We start from the raw sequence: 20,708 nt of genomic DNA, 5'->3' as shown, positions 1-20,708 counted from the left end.
TATCTCCCTACCCTTCTTGCACGGATCGGCGTGCTGGTGACAGCACGTTGATGAAAGGCTCAAGAATGGATTTGAGCTCAGTTCGTACCGTTTCCTTCTTGCATTCATGGAGCAGCGATTGAACATGATCCACCGATTGGTGCAGCATGGACATCAACTGTTCCTTGATATTGTATTTCACGAGCATCAGCGTCCAGTCGCGTTCGCCAACTTTACGTGCGGATAACGTATCCTTGTCCTCCGAGGACCCAGTTTCCATAATCCGCAAATATGCATATCCTTTACGGTCGTGCGGCAGTTCAGAGGAAGCCTGGATTTCATCCAGCATGACTTCACAGCGGCTTAATTCAGCAAGAAGTTTCCGCCAAACCTGCTGAACCGACTTGTCCAACAGCTCCGTAAAAGAAAGAAAAAGCCCCATTTTGACATGGACGCATTCCTTTAGGTACTCCTCAGCAGGCAATACGACCCGCTTCAATTTGCTGTAGAGCTGGACTTTCAAGCGGTTCACCTCGCAGATCGCCGAGCTCATTCGTGGAACCATATTCGTCTCTCCGGCACCCGCGAGCAGATGATAAAATACGCCGCTGAAATAGTCGCCGGCCAGCACCTTGAGTTGACGCGAACGCATTGCCCGCGTCGCTTCGCCAAGTCCGGATGCCAGGTCGATACGATCATGCGTATCCATGCCGAGCTGTACAAGGAAGGCCGCTAAAGCGCATGTTTCCGCCGACTCGGGCGGACGGCCCTCCCGCTCGTTTAAAAACGTATAAAGCAAACGAACACGGGGCACCGGAAACTCCGGAAGCGCCGTGTATGCGGTAATCATGTCATAACTGACATACTTATTAGCCAATTCTGTTATGCGATAAGGTTTCATCCTTTGCCTCCGTGCCGCTGATCTTTCAGTAATAAAGCTGTCACAATCTTGTCTATTATAGCATATGTTATTTCACTGCGCACAGAGGCTAGACGCGAATTCGACACATCCGTCATTCGAGTCAGCTACTCCTGCAGAAAACGCGACTTCCATAAACGGGTTTCCGTCACCCGCATGCGCAGCCGCAGGGCTTCTGGCAGTTCGCCACTCCCGGCATGCCGAAGCGCGTTCAGCTCCTCCGCCGAGAATTCGCTGCGTCTGACATCGGCAGCCAAGAGCAAATATTTGGTGCCGAGCCATCGGTCCTCCGCCATCAAGCGCAGCAGCAATTGATCAATATTACTCGTGTGCTCGAACGCAAAAGAAACCATTTCGGCCATTCCCCGGTAAACGTCATCGACACCAACCTGATCGCCTTCGACCTTCAGATCGATGGACAAGATGTTCCGGTTCAGCTCGACCTTAGCGATAGGCATCGGAAGCTGAAGCGGGACTAATGCGTCAACGAGGTTATCGTCGGTCAACTCGGCCGGAGACGGTCCGGCAAACACCGTGGTCGCCTGCCGCGGCTGGGTGGGGTGTTCACTGAACCAAGCTACGCCCGCCATGGCCAGCGCACAACCGAACGTAAGCAGTATGGCCCGTAGGGCTAATTTTCGTTTCATGGGGCACTCCCCCTTCAGGTACACTCGGACAACGGAGTCCCTCCTGTCCAAGAGTTTCTTATACCCCATTCTACATAGAAAAAAAGCAGGCTATGCCTGCAGAATAGAAAATCATTCTTCCGTGTCAATCATCCCATGCTTCGTATAAACGAGCGCTTTGCCGCGAACCTTGACTGCCGACGTGTGGTCGGTAAACTGGGCGATGAGCACCTCACCCTTGTCCAATTTCTCAGTATGATGAAACCGCGTATCCTTCCCGCGGGTCAGCCCGATGACCGTAACCCCTTGTTCCTTGGCTTTAACCACGAAATAGTCTCCGCTGGTGGTCGTCGCTTGATCGTTTCCGCCGCTGTGCTGGTTATCCATGATGGTTGCGCCTCTCCCTTCGTCAATTTGACAGACTGCTCTCCATCTACGCCTCCCGCGAAAAGAAAAAGCCGTGAACGAGAAGCCCACGGTCTTTTGCACGGAAAGATATGTAGAAATCTTTATTTAATTCCGTCTTTGAGCGCTTTACCTGGTTTGAAAGCAGGGATTTTGCTCGCAGGGATTTCGATTTCCTCTCCGGTTTGCGGGTTGCGGCCTTTGCGGGCGGAACGCTCGCGGACTTCAAAGTTGCCGAAGCCGACCAGTTGAACTTTGTCTCCGTTTTGCAGCGCTTCGGAAATGGCTTCGAAAACGGCGTCAACCGCTTTAGTTGCGTCCTTCTTGGAAAGCTCAGTGCTTTCGGCTACTTGAGAAATCAAATCGGATTTGTTCATGTGTGATTCACCTCCCCACTACGGAAAATAATACCACTTGCTATTTGTGTTTCCGTTTTACCGCAGAATATACGTGATTTAGGCAATTCAATACGTACAAATTCCCCAAAAACGCGATGAAATCGCGCTTTCCGGGGGCGCGGAACAAATTTATAGTAATACAGCCCATGCATAATTTCAAGCTATTTCAAGGCTTCTCGGCGATTTTTCCTCATTTTGCACTATAAAAGTGGAGAATCTGCCCCTCAAACAACAAAACAACCGCACGCAGCTAGGATCAGCATGCGCGCGGTCATTGAGGAGGAATTGCCAAGAATTAAGAGTTTCAATCAGGTTAATAAGTCGGCTTTTCAGCACCGAGAAGGTCTATAAAATGATGGCGATGAGGCCGCCGGAGCCTTCGTTAATAATCCGCCCCAGCGTTTCCTGCAGCTTATAGCGGGCGTTGTCCGGCATCATGGCAATTTTGCCCTGAATGCCTTCGCGCACGATGGAGTGCAGGGAACGACCGAAGATGTCGGACTCCCAAATCTTGATCGGATCGTTCTCGAAATCCTGCATCAGATAACGGACGAGTTCTTCGCTTTGCTTTTCGGTCCCAATGATCGGCGCGAACTCCGACTCGACGTCGACGCGAATCATATGAATCGAAGGAGCTGTCGCCTTCAGCCTTACGCCGAAGCGAGAACCCTGGCGAATGAGTTCCGGTTCATCCAGCGCCATTTCCGCCAGCGTAGGTGCTGCGATGCCATAACCGGTCGTTTTGACCATTTCAAGCGCTTCAGCGAAACGGTCGTATTCCCGTTTGGCATGAGTAAACTCCTGCATCAGTTGCAGCAAATGGTCCTTGCCGCGGATTTCCACACCAACCACTTCCATCAGGATGCGGTCATATAAATCGTCCGGCGCGTACAAATCGATCTCAGCCACGCCTTGACCCATATTGAGCCCGCTGAGTCCGGCCCGATCGATGAAATCGTATTCCATGAAATTTCCGACGACCCGATCCACATCGCGCAAACGGCGAATGTCTTTGACCGTGTCGCGGACAGAGTTCTCATAATTGCTGCGCAGCCAGTGATTCTCATTCAGCACCATGACCCAGCTAGGCAGATTGACGTTGACTTCGTGTACCGGGAATTCATAGAGGACTTCGCGGAGAACGCCGGTCACGTCTTCTTCCGTCATCGTCGCCGCACTAAGCGTAATGACCGGAATGTCATACTTTGCGGCCAACTCGCCGCGAAGCTGTTGCGCTTCCTCACTATTCGGCCGGGTCGAGTTGATCACCAGCACAAACGGCTTGCCAACCTCCTTCAATTCGGCGATGACCCGCTCCTCTGACTCTACGTAAGAGTAACGCGGAATATCGGCGATCGTTCCATCGGTTGTCACAACGACACCTAGGGTGGAGTGCTCCTGGATCACTTTGCGCGTCCCGATTTCCGCCGCTTCTTGGAACGGAATCGGTTCTTCAAACCATGGCGTGGAAATCATCCGTGGTCCGTTTTCGTCCTCGTAGCCTTTTGCGCCTTCCACGGCGTATCCGACGCAATCTACAAGTCTTACGTTGACCTCGAGCCCTTCAGCCACCTTGATTTGCACCGCATTGTTCGGGACGAACTTCGGTTCGGTCGTCATGATGGTTTTGCCGGCGGCGCTTTGCGGAAGTTCATCTACCGCGCGGACCCGATCGGCTTCGTTTGCGATGTTCGGGAGAACGACCGTTTCCATAAAACGCTTAATAAAGGTCGATTTCCCGGTGCGGACCGCACCGACGACTCCCAAATAAATGTCGCCTCCGGTTCGTTCGGCAATGTCCTTAAAAATGTCCACTTTCTCCAATACCAATGATATCCCCTCCTCAAATTTCGCCGAAGGAAAAATGCCCCGTGAGCATCCGCTTCGTGATTCACCATGATTTTGGGCTTCGCTGCTGCGGCAGGAGCGGCAGCCCCTCTTGCCCGTGTCCGCCGCCGCAAACCTGTGGAAGGAACCTGAACGAAGCGGCGTAAACTCGTACATGCATTTGGACTAGTAACATCTTATGTACCAGATGCGAGAATATGACGGATAAAACCGTCCAAGCCCGTTTTTTTTGCGAGGCCGCTCATTCAACCCGAACAAGGCGGGCACTTAACCGCCATACTCCCATTTGTATGAGTCTATCGGAAAAAGTATGACGCTCCCGGAGAAAGGAAGAACAAAAGGGACAAATTCGGAACAATAGCAAAAAGAAGCCTTTCGGAAAGAGTCCGAAAGACTTCATCATTAGCCGACGTACGGCACCGGTTCACTCCCGGTCCAACGATAAGGGAGCGACTTCACTGGAACGAACGCCGAACGGTCCGTAATCCAAGCTCGCAAGTCCTCATCACCCTGCGGGGTTTTGCCGGACTGATCGATGGCCTGCATGATATCGAAGGCATAATCCACATACACGTTACCCTCCGCATCCATAAGGAAGGGGAGGGTCTCCCCGGAGTAGACGCTTGGTAAAGCCAAGCTCTCGGCATGCAGCAAAGGTAGATCAACGGTATACAAGCCCGGATAGGCCTCCCCGTCAGCCTTACTCGGCAGAGCGCCTCCGTGACTTGATTGATAGCTTAACACTTTCCGCTGGATATCGTTCACCTTTTGCATCGTGTTTAAATCCATGACTTTGACCGTTGGGTTAACTTCCTCATCGATCACGAGAAAATAAACGCTCCCGCCCTGCTCAAAAGCCGCTGACGGGAGTTCCTCCAAGTAGCCCTCCCGCTTCAATTGGTCCAAATCGATCCGATACTTCTCATACCGCGGAGTCTCCTCCCCGGCTGTAACGATTGGCAAGATCCCTTTCTCCTCTTGAAAGCGTTCCAAAGCCCGTTGTACGCGGTCCACGCTCTCTGTATAGGAAACCGGGCCCCCCTGCTGCCTGTCTCCGCGATACAAACATCCCGACAACAGGAAGGTCATCATCGTCGTTAAGATGACAACCAATGCCGCCGACCTCAACCGGGTCGGTTTCAAAATTGATAACTTCAACATGTTGTTATCCTCACTTTATCCCCTTCGTACTTACCATAACTCCTCATCTTCCCTCTGCCGTTCCAGTTGCTTGCGTATCGCCGCCTTAAGCGGGTCCTCCGGCAACCGCACGGCCACCTCACCACGAACTCCCGCCTGGCACGCCAATCGAACCCCCTGCTCCAGCAGAGGGCCAAGCTTGCGGCGCTCCGCATCGCTGGGCGGCGATAACGAGACAGCCTGCTCCGGATCAACCTGAATCTTACACATCAGACAACCTGCGTTTCCCCCGCAGCGGGTTGCGATATGGATCTTCGCTTCGCGGGCGGCTCGAAGCACGCTAGTGCCCGGCCGGACTTGAACGGTTTTCCCTAACGGCAGAAACGTAATTCGTCCTACCATGACGCGCCTATGTTTCCTCGCCGCGATATTCCCGCCAAGGCCGGGAGAGCAGCGGACGGTCCAGTAACTCAGCTAGTCGTCCGACCCAATCTGATGACCACTCATTTCGTTGTAGCAACTCGTCTAACAGCGGCAGGTGCTGTTCCGGGGCCTTGCGGATCAATCCCGCAATCGGCAAATAGCGGTCAGGGCGCTGCCGCAACAGATTAAACACCAGTTCATGGGCTAACGGCATGACCGAAAAAGAGGTATCTCGAAGCGTCACACGCTGCGCTGCCGGCGCCAGTAACGCATCAACCTCAGTCCGGTAATACGCCCCGGCAGTATGAACCTCAAACCCGCCCACCAGTTCCACCGTCGATTCCTCGATACGGTAGTGGCTCAATTGTGAGGTGTATAACCCACTCCGGTCATGTCGTGGCTGATCCGTAGCAAACCGCTGGAGCCGCTCATGGAGTCGGCTTGCGGTGTCGAGATCGGCATAGATGTCGATGTCCCGCGGTGCCGTCGCGAGCGCAACTCCCTGCAGCCACAATCCGCAGCTGCCGCCCAGCAGCCAGATGCCATCCGCCTCCTCAAGGCTGGCGGCGAGCTTGCATAAGGCCTCCGTTAATTCGGCATAAGCCTTGCTTTCTTGTTGTTGCATGTATCTTCCTCTTCTCTTGGGTTCCGTGGTGCGAGGGTTCCTCTCAAGTAATCGACACAATCCCGGTCAAGAAACCCGCCAACATCATAAAAAAGGCGAGCAGCGATAAAATCCCCCGGACAATCCCTTTCGTCTTCGTTCGGGCAAACGTGATCAAAAATACGGAAATCCCCATGATCAAAACAGCCGCGATCGACAACCACATCTTCGTCATTGCATCCATGTGTTCGAATCTCCTACTATTTTTTTGCTTTAATATGATCCATATTATAGCATTATGCTGTCTTTCAGGCTATGTTCGCCCCAGGATTTGCAGAGATGTCCGAAACTAAATAAAGCCCCGCGGCATATGACCGCAGAGCTTAGGGGCAACAAGGAAACCGTTCAATTATTTTTTGATCATTAATTTCATCAAGGCTTCCATATTGGATGGATTCATGCCGCTCTTTTTTACGGCGTTCACAATCTCCTGAATCGTGCTTTCCGACACGGGGATCTTCGCCATCGTAGATACCTGCTTGATCAGCTTCCGCAATTCGGCTTCATTCTGCATCGTTGACGGCTTCACGGTGCTGGCCAGCTTTTTGACCGAGCCCTCCGAGATGGCTTTACCCGCCTTTTTATTGATGGCATTCAGGGCCTCTTTGGATATTTTGCTCACGCTTTCGCCTCCTCCGCTGTCCTCTTCAACCAATGTATGAGGAGGCGGATGCAAAGGTGCTGTCACCCCAGCAAAACGGGCTCTATAGTGGAAGTTCAAAAACTCGACTTTTGATCACGATTTTAATTTATTACATCAAGTGTGCCATTGTTCCCAGGTTTCTAGGGACATCACTTCCATCTCCGTCTTTCGGTCGCGTCCCATCAGGGCTTCCACGGCGGTGCGTGGATCCAGATCCTCGAACAAGACATGATACAACTGTGCGGCAATCGGCATTTGCACCTGATATTTCTCGGAGATGGCGTGAGCCGCCTTTGTTGTACGGATGCCTTCCACAACCATGCCCATCTGATTTAAAACGGTTTCTAGCGGCTTGCCTTCGCCGAGCATAAACCCGGCCCGCCAGTTACGGCTGTGTTGGCTGGTCGCGGTCACGACAAGATCCCCAATCCCGGCCAATCCGGCAAACGTCAGCGGATTGGCCCCCATTTCAACGCCGACTCGCGTAATTTCTGCAAGCCCGCGGGTAAGCAATGCCGCCTTAGCATTGTCTCCGTATCCCAAGCCGTCGGACATCCCTGCGCCCAGCGCAATGATGTTCTTCAGCGCCCCAGCAAGCTCTACCCCGACCATATCGAGATTCGTGTATACGCGGAAATACGGGTTCATGAAGAGGTCTTGAGCTAACTCGGCCTGGGCCGCGACTTGTGAAGCGACCACCACGGTGGTTGGACAGCGTTTAACCACTTCCTCCGCATGGCTTGGTCCGGACAATACGACAATTCGTCCCTCTTCGCAGCCGAGCTCCTCGGCAATCACGGTCGATATCCGTTTCATACTCTCGATTTCAAAACCTTTAGTCGCATGCACCACTAGCATATCTTCATGCCAGAAGGGCTTTAACGCTCGGGCCACCTCACGTACGGCCGAGGAAGGCGCAACCATCACGACCGCTTTGGCACCGCGAACCGCGGCCTCCAAATCCGTGGTTGCGGCTAGCCGAGGCGACAGGTCGACTCCGGGCAGAAACCGCTCATTCCGGTGCTTCGTATTGATTTCTTCCTTTTGCGTTTCATTACGTGTCCACAAGGCAACTTCCATGTCTTTGTCGGCGAGCACGCTGGCAAGTGCTGTCCCCCAACTGCCCGCCACTAGCACGGCGGCTTTATTAGACAACGCGATCTCCTCCTTTGGAACCCAGCTTATTTTCTTTGCCGTGCACGATTTTCACGATATTCGTGCGATGTCTCCAGAAGGCGAATACGCAGATAATGAGACTCGTCCAGAAATAAGGACCAAATTCGCCGGAGACCGCCAGAAAAATTGGCGTCAAAAAGACGAAGATTAACGAACCTAGCGAGACGTACCGTGTAATAACAATCGATAATATCGCGATAATCCCCGCGTACAACGCGGGGAAGAAGAACAGGGTAGCCATGACGCCAATTGTGGTGGCAATCCCTTTTCCGCCGCGAAAGCGGAAATACAATGGCCAGTTATGGCCAATGATGGCCGCGATCCCGCTTAACGCCGCTGTCCATTCCACACCACCGCCCAGCCATCTTCCGATCCACACGGCGGCGATGCCTTTAAGCACGTCAAGCGCCAGAACAAGAATCGCCGGGCCTTTTCCGAGTACGCGAAGGGTGTTGGTCGCTCCTGCATTTCCACTTCCGTGTTGACGAATATCGATTCCTTTCAAAGCCTTCGCCAGCACCACGCTAAAGCTGATCGAACCAATCAAATAACAAAGGACTACAGCAATTACGGGTAAAATCACCTTATTCTCCCCTAACCTTCATCAGACTTACGCCGTGTAAACAGTCGAATGGGCGTCCCTTCAAAATCGAACGCAGCCCGAATTTTATTCTCCAGATACCTTTCGTAGGAGAAATGCATCAGCTCCGGATCGTTGACGAACACCACTATCGTTGGCGGTTTGACCGCGACTTGCGTCACGTAATTAATCCGCATACGCCGACCTTTGTCCGTAGGCGGAGGATTGATGGCAATTGCATCGGACACCACATCGTTTAGAAGGTGGGTTTGCACACGTTTGGTATGCTGATCCGCCACATGCTGAACGACCGGCAGCAACTTGTGAAGACGCTGCTTCGTTTTGGCCGACAAGAAAACGACCGGTGCGTAAGTCATGAACAGGAAGTGATCGCGAATCTTTTGCTCAAATTGGTGCATGGTTTTATCGTCCTTCTCGACCACGTCCCACTTATTGACGACGAAAATAGAAGCTTTGCCGGCTTCATAGGCATATCCGGCGATATGTTTATCCTGCTCGATAATCCCTTCTTCGCCGTTAATCAGCACCAGCACAACATCCGCCCGCTCAATCGCCTTCATCGCACGCATAACGCTGTATTTCTCCGTTGTTTCGTATACCTTCCCGCGTTTACGCATCCCCGCGGTATCGATCAGGACATAACGCTGACCGTCCTTCTCAAACGGCGTATCGATCGCATCGCGGGTGGTCCCGGCGATATCGCTGACAATGACCCGCTCTTCACCGAGAATCGCATTGACCAACGAGGATTTGCCGACGTTTGGCCGACCAATCAGAGCGACACGGATCACGTCTTCATCGTACTCGTCTTCCGCAAGCTCCGGCAGATTGTCGGCTATTGCATCAAGTAAATCGCCAATGCCGGTACCGTGGCTTCCCGATACCCCGATCGGATCCCCAAAGCCCAAATTGTAAAATTCATAAATATTGTCGATCCGGCCGATATTATCGACCTTATTGACAGCAACGATCACCGGCTTGCCGGACCGATACAGCATATTGGCGACCTCTTCGTCCGAGGAAGTCACTCCGGCTTTGGCATCGCACATAAATACGATTACGTCGGCCTCTTCAATGGCCAACTCGGCCTGCATCCGGATCGATTTTAAAATCGGCTCTTCATCATCGAGCTCGATCCCCCCGGTATCAATGATGCTGAACGATTTCCCGTTCCATTCCGAGGCACCATAAATTCGGTCACGGGTAATTCCCGGCTTGTCTTCCACAATCGCCAGGCGGTCTCCAATAATCCGGTTAAATATCGTGGATTTCCCCACGTTTGGCCTCCCGACTATAGCCACAACGGGTCTTGCCATAGACATCCCTCCTAATTCGTTATTAATTTCAAGTTCTGATTCTTCTATATAGGTTTCACTCGTTTATATACGAATACACGTTAATCATCATAGCAAAAAAACGTTTACTTGGCTAACCGGAACCACAACAAAAACGGCGAACCCGATCCTTCAGGGTCCGCCGATGTTCAAGCCACAAAAACCTGATTATTTCAGTTTGCTGAGCTTGTCGCCGAAGCGCTCGCCCAATGTGATGCTTAAGCCTTGGTTGCTCAGCGATACATTAGGGTTGTCGCCCAAGTCTTCTTTTCTCACACTGCTGCCTTTGGAAGGTCTTTCGCTCTTCGGTGCAGGAGCAGGAGCTTCTTCTGTTTCCTTGATGCTAAGACTAACCCGTTTTTCGCTAGGGTTCACGTCAAGCACCTTCACTTGAACCGTTTGACCTTCTTTCAGCACTTCATGCGGAGTACCGATATGTTTATGCGAAATTTGAGAGATATGAACAAGTCCTTCTACCCCTGGCGCGATTTCCACGAAAGCCCCGAAGTTAACCAAACGTTTCACTTCGCCGCTGACGATGTCGCCGGTGTGGAACTGCTCAGCTGCAGTATCCCAAGGACCAGGTTGTGCTGCTTTAATGGAGAGGCTGATTTTGCCTTTCTCTGGATCAACTTTGAGTACCTTAACCTTCACGTTGTCCCCTTCGGACAAAACGTCAGCCGGTTTGTCGACGTGATTCCATGCGATTTCGGATACGTGAACCAGTCCGTCTACGCCACCTACGTCAACAAAAGCACCGAATTGAGTCAAGCGTTGAACCGTACCTTCCAGTACTTGACCTTCCTTCAAATCGCCCATGATTTTCAGCTTATTTGCTTCAAACTCTTCATCAAGAACATCTTTTTGGGAAAGGATCACTTTGTTGTTCTCGCGGTCAATTTCTTTAACTTTCACGCGCAATGTGCGGCCTTTATAGTCGCTGAAATCCTCAACGAAATGACGTTCCACCATCGACGCCGGAATGAAGCCGCGAACACCTACGTCAGCCACAATCCCGCCTTTAACGACGTCAGCCACTGTCACTTCGAACGTTTCGCCGCTTTCGAACTTCTTCTCCAGTTCTTCCCAAGCATTTTCGCTGTCGATCGCGCGTTTGGAAAGCACCAGGCGTTCCTTCTCGTCGTCGATGCTGACCACTTTCGTTTCTACTTCCTGGCCGACTGCAACAGCATCCGCAGCGTTGTCCAGGTGTACGGAGGACAGCTCGCGGATAGGAATAACACCGTCGTATTTATATCCAATGCTTACATAAGCTTGGTTATCTTCGATTTTGACGATCGTTCCCTTGACGGTGTCCCCTTTTTTCAAAGAGACGATTTGCTCCATCTCATCCTGGCTTGCGATTTCCGCAGCTTCTTGAACATTTTTTGTTTCTTCCGACATGTCAATAACCTCCTCAATTCAAAAACCCATTTATTTAAACCCGCCCTAAAGGTTATTCAAAAAGCCATCTTGGGTCACGAAGCGACTCAAGAAGCAGATACGAGGTCGAATCTCCCGACTTTTTGAACTTCCTCTTATAGCGATGTTCAAAACTTACTTCTAAGGCATAGCTTCCCTAATATCTTCAGCCTTCATGCATCCTATCTAGCCAAGACTTGAAGAAATTAAAGCTTTTTGAGTTCAGCGATACTGGCCATAATCTTATCCGTGGCCCGCTCAGCCGCTTCAGGCCCGCCAATCTCCTTGAACTCCGTCAGATCAACCGGGGGTCCGTAGACGACGCGCATTTTTTGAAACAGTTTATAAGTGCCAATAATCGCGACCGGTATCACTGCAGCTTCACTGCGGAGCGCAAAGGTTGCCGCCCCTTTCTTGCCGACCACACTTTCCTCGGCCCCTTTTACCCGCCGGCCTTCTGGGAAAATCCCCATCACATGACCGCTGCGGAGTAAGGTGAGTGCAGTTTTGATCGATTCTTTGCTAACGCCTCCCCGTTTTACGGGAAACGCACCTAGTTGTCTGATGAGCCAACCGAAGCCAAAGATTTGAAACAATTCTTGTTTGGCCATAAAATGCACCTTGCGTTTCAGCAGGATGCCGATGGTAGGTGGATCAAACAAGGTGATATGGTTGGAGCAAAGGAGCACTCCACCCTCATTCGGGATATGCTCCAAGCCGCTCGCTTCCAAGCGAAAAAGCAGCTTGTAGAGAACCCGTAATACGCTTCGACAAAAACGATAGATCATCCTGGCTCAACTCTCACTTCCATAAGTTCTGCACAAAGATACGATATGGTCAGCAACCTCGTCCAAGGACATCTGCGTCGTATCCAGCAGTTGAGCGTCTTCCGCCTGACGCAGAGGGGAAACCTCCCGCTCCCGGTCCAGTCGGTCCCGCTCTTCGATCGAACGAACGAGCTCTTCAAAGGAAATCTCGTTCTGTTCCTTCATTTCCTTGTATCGGCGGCGTGCCCGTTCCTCGACGCTCGCGGTCATAAACACCTTGACTTCCGCATCGGGTAAAACACATGTGCCGATATCGCGTCCATCCATGACGACGCCTTTGCGCAAAGCCATTTGCCGCTGTAAAGAGACAAGCCGTTCACGCAGCCCCTCGATTTGCGCATATCGGGACACCTGAGCATTGACGGCCATCGAGCGGATTTCCTCCGTGACGTCCTGACCGTTCACCCGAACTTGTTGTCCTTGTTCTCCAGGCAACAATTCGATATCCAGTTCAGGCAAATAACGCAGCACATTGTCCACTTCGTCCGGCCCGATTCCCCGTTGCAGAAAATACCATGTGGCTGCCCGATACATCGCGCCGGTATCGACATAAACATAATGCAGGCTGCCGGCAACCATTCGGGCTATCGTACTTTTCCCTGCCCCCGCAGGACCGTCGATCGCGATGTTGATTTTATCATGGGTTGTAGACGTCTCGGTTGCCAAAGGGGTATTCCTCCTCAAAACAAATCCTCAAGAAAAAAGCAGGCATTGCCTGCGACGTGAAAATTATACCACAGATAGAAAAGGGATGCAAAAGAATCGCTCCCTCTTTTCCCCTTATTCGCCCTGCTCCCTGTGGATCGGCACCCCTTCGTATTTTTCCGCCGAGGCGAGAATATAGCGAATCTCCGGGATCCGCAGCAGGATCTGAAACAAACATAGAGCCGCCAGTAGCACCAGCAACCCCCGCTTCAGCCAATGTTCTGCCTTTGCCGAAAACGACAGAAACAGCTCCGTGTAAATTTCATCATCTTGGGGTCGTTTCACATGATTCCCTCCCTGTCATGGCAACACCTTCAGTAACAGCGTCATGTCTAGCTTATCCATATAGGGAAATCGGGAATACATCGCCCTCTGATTGAAATCAGCGATTCTTGAAATCAAACTGCCGTTCGAAGCAATACCGAATCAGCTTTTGCCGTTCCAGGTCCGATATGCTGACGAATTTAAGCATCACCATCGTACGCCCCGCATCCAGCTTCTTGGTGCGTACGACCTCGGCTTCAAAAGGCGCGTGGTCAATCGAGCCGTTCTTGAACGGGATTAACAACCAACAGAACAGTTGATCTCCCTGGACGAGATTGAATACGCTGCTACAGCTAAAAGAGACGCCTCCGCCGCCGACATCTTCCGTATGGGTGACGAAGCGGACACCGTCCTTCATTTGAAGGGCAATTTCCAATTCTGCGACCACCCGCAAAAAATGACGTCGTTGAATTTTCGTGATGGTTTCCGGCTCAGGCTTGCGAATCCGCACCAACTGGACAACGTCGTCGGCAAAGCCCAGCACATATGTATTAAAGTAGTTTTTCACTCCGGATTCCGTTAAGAAATAAACGGATAACTCGTCCCCGATGTATAGCTTCTTGATGCGTCCGCTTCCGCTCTCGATCGGCACTTCGATCAAATAAGATTCTTCTTCCACGTCCGCGATCCGCGATTTACATTCCTTCTCTTCGTTGGACTTGTCCGCCGACGCGACTTGAATGTATACGAGATCGTTCACTTTAGGAAACAAGTTTCCCCACCGTCCTATGCCATGGTAGTATTGCTACCTCCTGATTATAGCACGGCAAGGCGCTTGCTGGGCCTTAAATTATTGCAGATAAGCCAAAAAGGAATCTTCCGGACGACCGGAACATTCCTTTATTTGCCGCACATCGTCTTAAGAAGGCGTGGCACCTTTATTGTTGCGGTTTCGAATCTCTTCGATCATTTCTTCATTCCCATTCTCGGCGTTGATATAGATTCGGTATTGCGAACCGTTGATGGAACCGCCGAATTCGTAGGTCAGCACCTTTTCCGACTGCTCGTTTTCAATGAGTGCCAGGCGGTGGTATTTCTCCTTGTATTCCGGATTCAAATATTTACGCGCCTGTTGCAGCGTCAGTTTCGGTTTCCCTACCATTTCGCGACTTTCTCGTTCATAAACATAGTCGCTGGCTTGCATCCCTGTAACTTGTCCGTTGTCCAACGCGACGCGGATCGTGATTTTTTCCGGATATATCAACACGTCGCCTTGCTTGCTGATGAAAGTAAAGTTTCCTTCGTTATCGAATTCGTCGTACGAAACGGCCGTCAGCCCGGGATACCCTTTATTTTGCAGAAACTCACTGGCCCGTTCTCTTGCCGTACTCATATCCACGGCTTTGGGGCCGATTTGTCGATGGTAGACATAGGAGATCAAGTGACCCCCGTTCCGCGTGAAATCGAGCGACCACGTTTCGCCGTCTTTGCCGTTCGTCAGGTTCGCGGTATACGACGCCCATTCCGTACCCTTCCCGTTTTCCACGACCTGGATCGCTCCTGCGTTTTGAACGCCCGTAAATTCCGCCGTTTTGCGTTTGATTTCCTCAACCGTAATTGGTTTTCCGCCCAGCTTCTTCACCGAACGTTTATTGTACATGCTGGAAATGGATGGTCCCCAATCGAGCTCCGGATATTCGCCGACCTTTTTGTCTACGGTTTTAAAACCATCGATGATGGTATTGTCTCGCGGCTCTTTCTCGCTGGCTAGCGCCGTCTCAACGTCCATCCAGCGGAGCCGATTGGAGATCACTTTGTTCTGTACCCCTTGCAGATCTTGGGAGATTTGCGCGGAGCTTTTGTATAGCTCCTTCAGGTTCTTCATTTCGTTATTGTTCAGCGGCTGCTTGGTCAAATCACGAATGGCGGTTTGGTACGAAAACTTCGCAATTCGCGACAGGAACTCTTCCGTTTTGTTAAACGGGAGCAACGTTAGGGGTAGCTGATTAATTTCATTTTGCGCCTCACTGGTGATACGCCAAACGTTAACCAGACCTTTGCGCTGTGCACCCGTGGATGCTGAATTCACTGCTAAGGTGTTGCCCAATTCCATATGCAGCTTGTCCACATGATAGGACAAATCATGAAAAGCCCGCTGATATTGGTTTTCCGCCTTAATTAGAATTGAGTTTTTCTCCTGGTTCTCTTGATACCCCCAAACCAGGGCGCCGATCAACAGCACAGCGGTCACCGGAAACAGGATCGCACTCAGTCGTTTGTACATTGGGCTTATGCTCTCTCCCTTCTTCAACTAGGTTGGGATTAGTGTGACAAGAAGGAAAGAACTTTATGCATTATAGAAGTAGTTGAAAAAGCCGACTTTCGATCACGAAGCAGTTCAATGAAGCCATTCGGCATCGGATCTTGGATTCACCCGGTCTCTCCGTTGCTCACGTAGCCTCCAGCTACGCTCCGCTACTCGATCCCTAGCTTCATCCAACCTCCTCGGTGCTCAAAACCCGTCTTTTTCAACATCATTGGAACTTAGTTCAAAAGCCGACTTTCGATCACGAAGCAGTTCAATGAAGCTCATTCGGCATCGGATCTTGGATTCACCCGGTCTCTCCGTTGCTCACGTAGCCTCCAGCTACGCTCCGCTACTCGATCCCTAGCTTCATCCAACCTCCTCTGCCCCCCTTACTGGGCTTCTTCCTCGATCTCGAAGTCATGTTGATTATTACACAAACATTGCTTGAAGCCGGTTTCGATCTGGCCGCGCTCTTTTTTGCCACGCAATACGAACCGCTCGCCGCACGCTCTACATATGATTCTGACCTTGACACGCACGAAAAAAGGCACCCCCTATTCTATCCAACTACGTGGCCCGTCTTCGCAGACGCACGAATCGCTAGAATTAGGATGCCCTATTCTTCCTAAATTAATCTTGCCCCTTAGCTCCCGGTGTCAGCCGGAATGGGGAACGGTTATTGGCCCGGTACATCTTGCCAAGCCCACCATACCACAGGAAAGCCATAAGCGGAACGATGTACCAAATCCAGTATTGGGTCGTATTGTTTAAGATCCAATCGTATACCCCATGCCAGAACAATGGGAACAACAGAGAGAAGATAAGGAATTTCCGACTTTGCCAACCGGTCGAAAATTTGGCTCGACCCAAGTAGTAACCCATCATGACCCCAAACATCGCGTGACCGGACACCGGAAGCAACGCCCGTACGATTAAGGTGCCTATTGAAGCATGACTCGCGAAAGCATACAATACATTTTCGACCGTCGCGAATCCTAACGAAATAGCCGCTGCATATAAAATCCCATCATACGGCTCATCAAACTCCGTATGGTTGTATATCATATGAAACAATACGAACCATTTCAGGACTTCTTCCACGCCAGCCGAAATGCCAAATGCCGTGACCAGAGGCCCTTCGCCCAGCCACATCGTCAAACCCCGCTGTATGATCATGACCGGTAAAACGATCAGGAAACCAAGCAGGAACACCCTGATGACCATATGCAGCGGTTCTGCATCATACTTGTCCTTGAGATAAAAATAAGTTAGCAGTGCAATACCGGGAGCTACCGCTGCGCTTGCTATCGAGAAAAAGAGCAACGGTTATCCCCCCTTATTGGCCGCTTGCCGTTTCTTGTCTCTCTCTCATATTGTTTCACGAGTCCGCCTTCGTGCGATACGTACGAATTAATCCTGGCGTTTGAAGTGGCTGCAAATCGTGTCCACCGCGTGGTCGGCCATGATCAAGTTCCCGTACTCTTCCAGCATCGCCGTAGTTACTGATGTTGCTTCGCCAAACTCAGCTAATACCGCAATCAGAGCAGGGTGTTTGCCCTCCTCCAACTCCTCCGGCTCCAGCTGAAGAACCCATTTCCCATTATATTTATACAGTCTGCCGGCATTCTGTAACATGGTCTTAAGTACATGCGCAGCTTCGATTAAATTTTCGAAATCGTCAAAGGAATACAGGATCGTATCGCTTTGCTCCAGCGTGACTTCCATTTCGTATACTTCATCCGGCAGTTCATCCTCATAAGGCGAGCCGATCCCGTGTTGATGGTGATCGTATTTGCCGCGTGTTACGATGACGACCATTCCTTGCGCAGGAAGTGCGAATACTTCCACAGCCAAAGGCCCAGTGGCGTCAAAGCCCACTTCGTTATAAGCCTGATCCATCATTTCGGTGAACAGGTCATGGACTTTGGGAATCTCCTGCCACATGTCCTCTTTCTGTATTCCGCGTTCGCTCAAATCGTCAAACGTGAGGAAAATCCGTACCTTATCCTGGCCTAGTCTTTCGATCTTCATACAGGATCCTCCTCTCTCTATGCCGTGTTACAACAGATTATGAAAGCTGTTGTTAAATGTGCTGGAAATGGTTCTTTGTATGTATGTTATCACTTATTTCCCCTAAATGCACGCTTTAAAATAGACCAAAAAAGAATCATTTTCCGCTCCCGGGCAAGGGATGGAAAATGATTCTTGAGCAGGTACGGCGGTGTCTGGCTTACAATCCTGGAACGGGCGTATGGGTCTCTTTGAGAATGGCTTCGACTTCACGACGCACATCGGCATCGCCTTTAATGAAGTCGGTCAACTGCTTCAGACTGTATTCCTTCGAATGATTCGAACCGGCCGCTGATATCGTGCCGGAACTGGGATACACCTGGGCGTTGTTTGCCCCTTTGGCCTTTGTTGCATTTTCGGACGCCGGACCTTCCGTCTTCAGCGCTGCCGACAGATCCTCGTTAGAGCTTTCGTGGCGATTTGAGGTCATGCTGGCAAACTTCAGGGCCGACCCCGCGCCATTCATCACCGACATCAGGCTTTGCTTACGTCTGGAAGCCCACATCGCGGCGAATACGCCGACCAATATGCCGCCTAAAAATGAGGAAGATTTCACGTAAAAAACCTCCTTGGTTATGTTAAAATCATCTGTAGTGTTCGCGGTTTGCCTTAAACTCATGCGGCATAAATACAGGAAAGCGAGATGACTCCTTTGCTCCACAAGAAACTCCTGCCCATCGCCGCCGCTTGTCTTATTCTTAGCTCATGCGGCCAGACTGATGCACAAAACGAACAAGCCACATCCAACCAAAATGCCATTCCAACTGTGGAGACGACGACGCCTGGGGGGAGTAACGAATCCGGACAGGTAAGCGACCCGCTTGACAGCTCAGTAACGACCGATCAGAATGCAAACTCAGGAAATTCGTCCGATCCAAGCGGCCAGACCGCAGGGGCGGATCAAAATGCAGAAAATGCCGCTACCGAAACGGCCGAACCCCAACTGATGTACCACATTAATAAAGCCTACAACGTTGTTCCAAATGACGAGAGTATTGAGAAGAAGGTCGTATTGCTTACGTTTGACGACGGACCGAAGGAAAAAGAAATGATTGACGGACTGATTGATACGCTGGACAAACACCAAGCGAAGGCGATTTTCTTCGTAAATGGATACCGCGTGAAAGCCCATCCCGAGCTGCTTCAGTTGATTAAGGAACGCGGACAAATCATCGGGAACCACAGTTGGGATCACATCGACTTAAAGAAGGAATCCGCAGCAAACATGCGCAAGCAGATCGAGGATGTGCAAAAGATCGTTAAGGATACAACTGGCGAAGCGCCTCGTTTTTTCCGGCCGCCATTTGGATCAGGCAACGAAACGACACACCAAATCGCAGACGATAACGATCTGGTTTACATGACATGGTCCAACGGTTCCCTTGACTGGGACAGCAAAAATAAAAACAAGCCGGATGCGGTCATTGCCAACGTTCTAGAGCAGCTTCATGCCGGGAGCAACATTCTCATGCACGAGCTCCCCTGGACCGTAGAAGCCCTAGATGAACTGCTGACCCAACTGGAGCAAAAAGGATACGGATTTGTCGACCCTCGGAGTATCGGGCCTGCTCCGGTAGAGGCTGAAGCTGGAGGAACCAAATAAGGAACAAAATAAACCGTCAGGAGACCCCTCCTGACGGTTTTTCGCCTGTTTTTATAATCCGTGATTCTTCCCCCACGGAGAATCGCTAACGCCCCACCATAATAAATAAATGAGAATAATAACAAAAATGTACAGCAGCGAATTATAAAACCAACGAGTCATTTTCAACCGCTGCGACGGAAACAGCTCCTTACGAGTCGGCATCATTTCGAGTTCCGATTCCATGCTCGTCATTTCAAGCAAATGCTCTTGACTGTCGTCAAGATGTTCTGCTTCGTCCAACAAACCTGAACCCGAGGACGTAGAGAACGGATGCTGCGGGATCGGTTCCTTTAATTTGGCTAAAGCGGCGACGGCTGCAGACTCGAACTTTCCATTCTCAGCCATAGCCAACTTCACCGGTTCAGGCTTTGACGCCGCTAGCGTCATTTTTCCCCGCCGTCGTTCCTCAGGCGCTACCGTGCGCGGAATTAATAGGCGGACCATTGTCTCGTCGCCAATCGCCGGCTTCTTCTCCGCAAAAGCATCGGGCATAACCTTCTCGTGGATGACCGTCGCCGTAGGCTCGGGTCGTGTAGGCTCGGGTGGTGCAGGCTCGGCCGCTGCCACTCCGGAGGAAAGGTTCCATGATGTGGAGGAGCTGCGCTTCACTCGATTTGGCTGACCGTAACGGTCCATTCGGCTTAAATGTTCGTTCATGACTCCCTCCGAAATTTGATCACCAAACCTGATACCAAATCGATCAGGAAGTGACATAGGATCGGCGCCCAAAGCGTCCCCGTTTGCAAATAGATGAACCCTAGACCGTAGCTGCTTGCGAACACCCATGCCGTTGGAATCCAGTGCCGCAAATACCGGACATGAATCGCGGCGAACAAGATACTCGTCCAGTACGGGCCGATACCATTCTGAATCGCCCCCCGAAACAACAATTCCTCGCAAATCGCTACGATCGCCGAGATCACGGCGATATGCCAGATCGGACGGTTGCGAAAGAGCAGTGAATTAATGCCTCCATCATCCATGCTTTCCTCGGAGATGAACCGAGACAACAGCATGTCCGCAACAAACATCACCGCTGCCAACCCCGCCCCCCAGTACAAAAATTCGACACTTTTCGGAAAATCGAACAGATGAATCGGGTTTCTTTTCTGAAAAATAAGGATGACCAGACCGATAAACAAAGTAAGTCCTTGCGTTAGATACAAATTAATAAGCAGCAAACGATCGTTAAGCTGACCGGGGTCGACTTTTTGAATTTTTACGTCGCGTAATTTGAACTTTTTCATAGTTTTTGTCAAACCCTGTCCTTTATAATATTCTAGCGCATTCAATTCAATATGGTAAGGAGCA

General features: G+C 51.0%; 25 protein-coding genes. 1 reads left to right on the top strand and 24 read right to left on the bottom strand.

Features of this window, described 5'->3' with window-relative positions; translation table 11 throughout:
- Nucleotides 1-7: 7 nt before the first annotated feature.
- From KJS42_RS10710 to KJS42_RS10605, 22 genes are all read right to left on the bottom strand, one after another.
- Nucleotides 8-880, bottom strand: coding sequence for a heptaprenyl diphosphate synthase component 1 (locus KJS42_RS10710; RefSeq protein WP_155605367.1), 873 nt, complete (start codon nt 878-880; stop codon nt 8-10).
- Between the two features lie 125 nt (nt 881-1,005).
- Nucleotides 1,006-1,545, bottom strand: coding sequence for a hypothetical protein (locus KJS42_RS10705; protein ID WP_155605368.1), 540 nt, complete (start codon nt 1,543-1,545; stop codon nt 1,006-1,008).
- A gap of 111 nt (nt 1,546-1,656) precedes the next feature.
- Nucleotides 1,657-1,911, bottom strand: coding sequence for a trp RNA-binding attenuation protein MtrB (gene mtrB, locus KJS42_RS10700; RefSeq protein ID WP_155605369.1), 255 nt, complete (start codon nt 1,909-1,911; stop codon nt 1,657-1,659).
- Between the two features lie 122 nt (nt 1,912-2,033).
- Nucleotides 2,034-2,306, bottom strand: coding sequence for an HU family DNA-binding protein (locus KJS42_RS10695; RefSeq protein ID WP_059043418.1), 273 nt, complete (start codon nt 2,304-2,306; stop codon nt 2,034-2,036).
- Between the two features lie 366 nt (nt 2,307-2,672).
- Nucleotides 2,673-4,151 (bottom strand): stage IV sporulation protein A, encoded by a 1,479-nt coding sequence (spoIVA, locus tag KJS42_RS10690; RefSeq protein ID WP_059044785.1) that lies wholly within the window; start codon nt 4,149-4,151, stop codon nt 2,673-2,675.
- Nucleotides 4,152-4,577: 426 nt separating this feature from the next.
- Entirely contained in the window at nt 4,578-5,336 is a 759-nt protein-coding gene (locus tag KJS42_RS10685; RefSeq protein WP_213622826.1) for a DUF3939 domain-containing protein, read from the bottom strand.
- Between the two features lie 30 nt (nt 5,337-5,366).
- Nucleotides 5,367-5,717: a 2Fe-2S iron-sulfur cluster-binding protein gene (locus KJS42_RS10680; protein ID WP_213622825.1), complete on the bottom strand. Its 351-nt coding sequence runs from the start codon at nt 5,715-5,717 to the stop codon at nt 5,367-5,369.
- Between the two features lie 7 nt (nt 5,718-5,724).
- The gene (locus KJS42_RS10675) at nt 5,725-6,363 is read right to left on the bottom strand and encodes a nucleotidyltransferase family protein (protein WP_213622824.1); all 639 of its coding nucleotides are present in this window, start codon (nt 6,361-6,363) and stop codon (nt 5,725-5,727) included.
- A 43-nt stretch (nt 6,364-6,406) separates the two neighbouring features.
- Nucleotides 6,407-6,586 carry a DUF2768 family protein gene (locus KJS42_RS10670; protein WP_193415978.1) on the bottom strand — a complete coding sequence of 60 codons (180 nt, stop codon included), beginning with the start codon at nt 6,584-6,586 and terminating at the stop codon, nt 6,407-6,409.
- Nucleotides 6,587-6,751: 165 nt separating this feature from the next.
- On the bottom strand, nt 6,752-7,024 hold the full coding sequence (locus KJS42_RS10665) for a stage VI sporulation protein F (RefSeq protein ID WP_193415977.1): 273 nt from the start codon (nt 7,022-7,024) through the stop codon (nt 6,752-6,754).
- Nucleotides 7,025-7,159: 135 nt separating this feature from the next.
- Nucleotides 7,160-8,200: an NAD(P)H-dependent glycerol-3-phosphate dehydrogenase gene (locus KJS42_RS10660; protein WP_213622823.1), complete on the bottom strand. Its 1,041-nt coding sequence runs from the start codon at nt 8,198-8,200 to the stop codon at nt 7,160-7,162.
- Nucleotides 8,193-8,804: a glycerol-3-phosphate 1-O-acyltransferase PlsY gene (plsY, locus tag KJS42_RS10655; protein WP_213622822.1), complete on the bottom strand. Its 612-nt coding sequence runs from the start codon at nt 8,802-8,804 to the stop codon at nt 8,193-8,195. Before plsY ends, KJS42_RS10660 begins: the two co-directional genes overlap by 8 nt.
- An 11-nt stretch (nt 8,805-8,815) precedes the next feature.
- A complete protein-coding gene (gene der, locus KJS42_RS10650; protein WP_155605375.1) occupies nt 8,816-10,138 on the bottom strand; it encodes a ribosome biogenesis GTPase Der in 1,323 nt (440 codons plus the stop codon).
- Between the two features lie 186 nt (nt 10,139-10,324).
- Complete coding sequence (rpsA, locus tag KJS42_RS10645; protein ID WP_155605376.1) at nt 10,325-11,560, bottom strand: 30S ribosomal protein S1; 1,236 nt, start codon at nt 11,558-11,560, stop codon at nt 10,325-10,327.
- Between the two features lie 224 nt (nt 11,561-11,784).
- On the bottom strand, nt 11,785-12,366 hold the full coding sequence (locus tag KJS42_RS10640; RefSeq protein WP_155605377.1) for a lysophospholipid acyltransferase family protein: 582 nt from the start codon (nt 12,364-12,366) through the stop codon (nt 11,785-11,787).
- Nucleotides 12,367-12,372: 6 nt separating this feature from the next.
- The gene (gene cmk / locus KJS42_RS10635; RefSeq protein WP_155605378.1) at nt 12,373-13,071 is read right to left on the bottom strand and encodes a (d)CMP kinase; all 699 of its coding nucleotides are present in this window, start codon (nt 13,069-13,071) and stop codon (nt 12,373-12,375) included.
- Between the two features lie 114 nt (nt 13,072-13,185).
- On the bottom strand, nt 13,186-13,395 hold the full coding sequence (locus KJS42_RS10630; RefSeq protein ID WP_155605379.1) for a hypothetical protein: 210 nt from the start codon (nt 13,393-13,395) through the stop codon (nt 13,186-13,188).
- Nucleotides 13,396-13,492: 97 nt separating this feature from the next.
- Entirely contained in the window at nt 13,493-14,146 is a 654-nt protein-coding gene (locus KJS42_RS10625) for a flagellar brake protein (protein WP_155605380.1), read from the bottom strand.
- A 147-nt stretch (nt 14,147-14,293) separates the two neighbouring features.
- Nucleotides 14,294-15,658 carry a germination protein YpeB gene (gene ypeB, locus KJS42_RS10620; RefSeq protein ID WP_155605381.1) on the bottom strand — a complete coding sequence of 455 codons (1,365 nt, stop codon included), beginning with the start codon at nt 15,656-15,658 and terminating at the stop codon, nt 14,294-14,296.
- A gap of 654 nt (nt 15,659-16,312) precedes the next feature.
- Nucleotides 16,313-17,005 (bottom strand): glutamic-type intramembrane protease PrsW, encoded by a 693-nt coding sequence (gene prsW, locus KJS42_RS10615; protein WP_193415969.1) that lies wholly within the window; start codon nt 17,003-17,005, stop codon nt 16,313-16,315.
- Between the two features lie 87 nt (nt 17,006-17,092).
- Nucleotides 17,093-17,713 carry a genetic competence negative regulator gene (locus KJS42_RS10610; RefSeq protein WP_155605383.1) on the bottom strand — a complete coding sequence of 207 codons (621 nt, stop codon included), beginning with the start codon at nt 17,711-17,713 and terminating at the stop codon, nt 17,093-17,095.
- Nucleotides 17,714-17,912: 199 nt separating this feature from the next.
- Nucleotides 17,913-18,308, bottom strand: a complete 396-nt coding sequence (locus tag KJS42_RS10605; protein WP_244868445.1) for a hypothetical protein — start codon at nt 18,306-18,308, stop codon at nt 17,913-17,915.
- Nucleotides 18,309-18,395: 87 nt separating this feature from the next.
- Between KJS42_RS10605 and KJS42_RS10600 the strand changes: the two genes are divergently transcribed.
- Entirely contained in the window at nt 18,396-19,355 is a 960-nt protein-coding gene (locus KJS42_RS10600) for a polysaccharide deacetylase family protein (RefSeq protein ID WP_213622821.1), read from the top strand.
- Between the two features lie 51 nt (nt 19,356-19,406).
- Here KJS42_RS10600 and KJS42_RS10595 read toward each other — a convergent pair whose 3' ends face one another.
- Entirely contained in the window at nt 19,407-20,054 is a 648-nt protein-coding gene (locus tag KJS42_RS10595; protein ID WP_213622820.1) for a hypothetical protein, read from the bottom strand.
- Entirely contained in the window at nt 20,051-20,644 is a 594-nt protein-coding gene (locus KJS42_RS10590; protein ID WP_155605386.1) for a CPBP family intramembrane glutamic endopeptidase, read from the bottom strand. Before KJS42_RS10590 ends, KJS42_RS10595 begins: the two co-directional genes overlap by 4 nt.
- Nucleotides 20,645-20,708: the final 64 nt, after the last annotated feature.

It is taken from the genome of Paenibacillus sp. J53TS2 (genome assembly GCF_018403305.1).
Classification (GTDB): Bacteria; Bacillota; Bacilli; order Paenibacillales; family Paenibacillaceae; genus Fontibacillus; species Fontibacillus rhizolycopersici.
Note: the sequence above shows the minus strand (reverse complement) of the source record. Positions and strands in the feature narration are given on the sequence as shown.